Annotated in this window: 5 protein-coding genes; 3 read left to right on the forward strand and 2 right to left on the reverse strand. The window is 71.2% G+C overall.

Going from position 1 to position 3675, the window contains the following annotated elements; all coding sequences use genetic code 11:
• From VGF64_10680 to VGF64_10690, 3 genes are all read left to right on the forward strand, one after another.
• Nucleotides 1–201 (forward strand): sterol carrier protein domain-containing protein (locus tag VGF64_10680; GenBank protein HEY1635213.1); only part of this gene is annotated, 201 nt, incomplete at its 5' end.
• A 59-nt stretch (nucleotides 202–260) separates the two neighbouring features.
• Nucleotides 261–551 carry an MTH1187 family thiamine-binding protein gene (locus tag VGF64_10685; protein HEY1635214.1) on the forward strand — a complete coding sequence of 97 codons (291 nt, stop codon included), beginning with the start codon at nucleotides 261–263 and terminating at the stop codon, nucleotides 549–551.
• Between the two features lie 4 nt (nucleotides 552–555).
• The gene (locus tag VGF64_10690) at nucleotides 556–2073 is read left to right on the forward strand and encodes a glycerol kinase (GenBank protein HEY1635215.1); all 1518 of its coding nucleotides are present in this window, start codon (nucleotides 556–558) and stop codon (nucleotides 2071–2073) included.
• Between the two features lie 66 nt (nucleotides 2074–2139).
• Here VGF64_10690 and VGF64_10695 read toward each other — a convergent pair whose 3' ends face one another.
• Both VGF64_10695 and VGF64_10700 read right to left on the reverse strand, forming a co-directional pair.
• The gene (locus tag VGF64_10695; protein HEY1635216.1) at nucleotides 2140–2817 is read right to left on the reverse strand and encodes an ACT domain-containing protein; all 678 of its coding nucleotides are present in this window, start codon (nucleotides 2815–2817) and stop codon (nucleotides 2140–2142) included.
• 107 nt (nucleotides 2818–2924) lie between these two features.
• Nucleotides 2925–3675: lysophospholipid acyltransferase family protein (locus VGF64_10700; protein ID HEY1635217.1), on the reverse strand; the 751-nt coding region annotated here is incomplete at its 5' end.

The following is a 3675-nucleotide window of genomic DNA, read 5'->3' on the forward strand; positions in this document are numbered from 1 at the left end:
GGCGCCCGCTGCACCCGGACCTCCGCGCAACCGGACCTGAGCCTCGACACGGCCGACCTGGCCGCCACCTTCCTCGGCGGCGTCGGCCTCGGGCCGCTCGTCCGCGCCGGTCGGGTCGCCGAACGGGTCGCCGGCGCCGCCCCTTCCGCCCACGCGGCCATGGCGTGGGACCCTCAACCGTGGGCCGTGACCTTCTTTTGACCTTTTAAGATCCGCCTCCAAGTGCCCGCGGGCACCGGTCCACACCTGGGAGGTCCACAATGATCGCCGCCTTCTCGCTTACCCCGCTCGGCGTCGGGGAGTCGGTCGGCGAGCTGGTGGCCGAGGCGGTCAAGGTCGTACGCGACAGCGGGCTCCCCTCGGAGACCAACGCCATGTTCACCAACATCGAAGGCGAATGGGACGAGGTGATGCCGGTCATCAAGGCCTGCGTGGACCGTATCGCCGAGCGGGCTCCCAGGGTGAGCCTGGTCATGAAGATCGACTTCCGTCCGGGCCACGACGACGCCATGACCACGAAGATGCAATCGGTGCTACGGCACCTCGATTGACGACATGGCGGTCGTGCTCGCCATCGACGCCGGCACCACGGGCGTGCGGGCGCTGGCCGTGGACGAAAACGGATCTCCCGTGCTCTCCTCGTACCGGGAGCTGACCCAGCACTATCCCCGACCCGGTTGGGTCGAGCACGACGCCGACGAGATCTGGCACGCCGTGCAGCACGTGCTGGCGACGGTCAGCGCCCAGATAGCCGATCGACACGAGCCGGTCGCGGCCATCGGCATGACCAACCAGCGCGAGACGGCCGTGGCGTGGGATCGCGCCACCGGCCGACCCCTCCATCGGGCACTCGTGTGGCAGGACCGCCGCACCGCCGGCCGGTGCGATGCCCTCCGGGATGCCGGTTATCTGCCTCTGGTGCGGGACCGCACCGGCCTGGTCCTGGACCCCTACTTCTCGGCTACCAAGTTCGAGTGGCTGCTCACCGAGGGCGGCGTCGAGCGAAGTCCCGAGCTGACGCTCGGAACGGTGGATTCGTGGGTGCTCTGGAACCTGACCGGTGGGCCGGTCGGCGGAGTCCACGCCACCGACCCGTCCAACGCCAGCCGCACGCTCCTCTACGACATCGTCGAGCGGCGCTGGTCCGAGGAGCTGTGCCAGCTGTTCGACATCCCCGGATCGGCGCTGGCCGAGGTCCGCCCCTCCGCGGGTCGCTTCGGTGCCGTCGCTCCTGGAGCCATCGCCGGCCTCGAGCCCGGCGTGCGAGTGAGCGGGATCGCCGGTGACCAGGCCGCAGCGCTGTTCGGCCAGGCGTGCGTGCGCACGGGCATGACCAAGAACACGTATGGCACCGGAAGCTTCGTCCTCATGAACGTCGGCGCCACCCCCCCGCCCCCCGCCGAGGGGCTGCTCACGAGCGTGGCCTGGCAGCTCGACGCCGGCCTCGGCCGGCCGGGACCCGATGTGGCTTACGCCCTGGAAGGCGCCATCTTCGTCACCGGTGCGGGGATCCAGTGGCTGCGCGACGGCCTCGGCCTCATCTCCGAGGCGGCCGAGATGGGACCGCTGGCCGCCAGCGTCGAGAGCAGCGAGGGCTTGTTCGTGGTGCCCGCCTTCACCGGCCTCGGCAGCCCGTGGTGGGACCCGTACGCCAGGGGCACGGTCGTGGGCCTCACCCGCGGCACGGGGCGGGCCCACATGGCCCGCGCCATCGTGGAGGCGATGGCTTTCCAGACCCGCGACGTCGTCGACGCCATGACCGCCAGCTCGGGCCACGGCGTGCCCAGCCTCCGGGTCGACGGCGGGGCGTCGGTGATGGACCTGCTCCTCCAGATCCAGGCCGACCAGCTCCAGGTCCCGGTCACCCGGCCCCGAGTGGTCGAGACGACCGCCGTGGGCGCGGGTCTCCTCGCCGGCCTGGCCGAGGGCGTCTGGAGCTCCATCGACGAGATCGCCGGGTTGTGGACGCCAGCGGCCGAGATGGTGCCTCGGGCCACGAAGGCCGGGGCCGACACGCATCACCAGGGGTGGCGACGGGCGCTCGAGCGGGCCCGGGCCTGGGCGCCCTCCTGACCGAGGTCGGGGCGAAAGTGGTCGTTGCGCCAGCAGTCGACGCGCCCAATTTCGTCCGACCCGGGGCTAGCAGATGGAGGGATGGGCCTGCTGCGACTCCCTCGTGACCAGCTCGGCCCACCGGTGATCGGCGATGCTGGCCAACACGGCCAGCTGCGCTCGCTCCCGGGACCGGAACGGGCGACCCCGGCGGCCCAGCACCAGGGCCAGGTCGGCCCGGCCCAACGACGCCCAGGCCACGTCGTCGGGTCCGCACTCACCGGCGGCGACCCGCACCGACGAGCGGCTGCCGGCCACGAAGGCGCTGAGCCAGGGACCCGGCGGCGTCACGCCCACGCTGGCCAGCGGGACGGGGCCGTCGAGATCGATCACCGCGGCCCAGTCGGCGTCGAAGACCCGCTGACTGTGCTGGGCCAGGTCGTCGAGGAGGCCGTCGATGGCGTTCTGCTCGACGAGAGCAGCCGCGGTCCCGAGCGCCTCCAGGCCCGCGTCCGGCGCGCTCCGCAGCGAGGGCCGGACATCCTCGATGTCGACCCCATCGACCTCCCCGACCTCGGACAGCATCAGCGACACCCGGTCCGCATCGGGCAGGTCGACGAGGACCTCGTCCACGGCGCGGCCGCCACCGCGCTCGAGAATCTCGACTCCCACCAGATCTCCCCCGACGGCGCCGATGCGGCTCGCCACCGCCCCAAGCGCGCCGGGGCGGTCCGGCACCCAAACCCTCACCAGATAGGTCGGCATGACAGCAGAGCCTACGTAGTCGAGGTTGCTGTCGCGTTTCCAAATCGAGAAGCTGGCGTTATGGGTCGTCAGCGCCTGTGCCGCCGGCCGCTCGGGCCGGCACCGTGCTACCCCGCGGCGGCCACCGCTTCGGCCGGCGGGGTCGACCGCACCCGGCTCTCCTCGGCCGCGCCCACCACCGCCTTGCGGGCCGCGTAGTTGTCCATGTACTCCTGTCGCGACTGTTGGGCGAGCTCGAACATGATCTCGTCGGTGATCTGGCGGAGGACTCTCGGGTCGTCGGCCCGGCCGTGATATCGCTCGAAGCTCATCGGTGCCGAGAACCGGATGGTCACGGGCATGAACACGCGGGGCCGCACCTGGCCGATGGGCTGGAGCTCGCGCGTGCCGACCATGGCGACGGCCAGCACCGGTGTCTTGCAGTTGAGGGCCAGCCGGGCCACGCCCGTGTGGCCGCGGTGCAAACGCCCGTCGGGAGAGCGCGTGCCTTCCGGATAGATGCCGAACAGCTCTCCCCGACTCAGCACCTCGCGGGCGGCGTCCAGGGCGCCCTGGGCCGCCGAGCCTCCCTCCCGCTTGACCGGGATCTGTCCGAGGGCCCGGAAGAACCAGGCCGACTTCGGGTCGTCGAAGTACTCGGCCTTGGCCACGAACGTCAACCGACGTCGCAGCACGAGGGGCAGGAAGATGGAATCGGAGAACGAGAGATGGTTGCTGGCCAGGATGGCCGGCCCAGACCGGGGGACGTGCTCGAGACCCTCCACCCTGACCCGGTAGAAGAAGCGCAACACCGGCGTCAGGACGGCCTTCAGGGCCCAGTACAACATCATGACTCCCATCTTGCCGTCACCGTCGTCC

The organism is Acidimicrobiales bacterium (genome assembly GCA_036491125.1).
Lineage (GTDB): Bacteria > Actinomycetota > Acidimicrobiia > Acidimicrobiales > AC-9 > AC-9.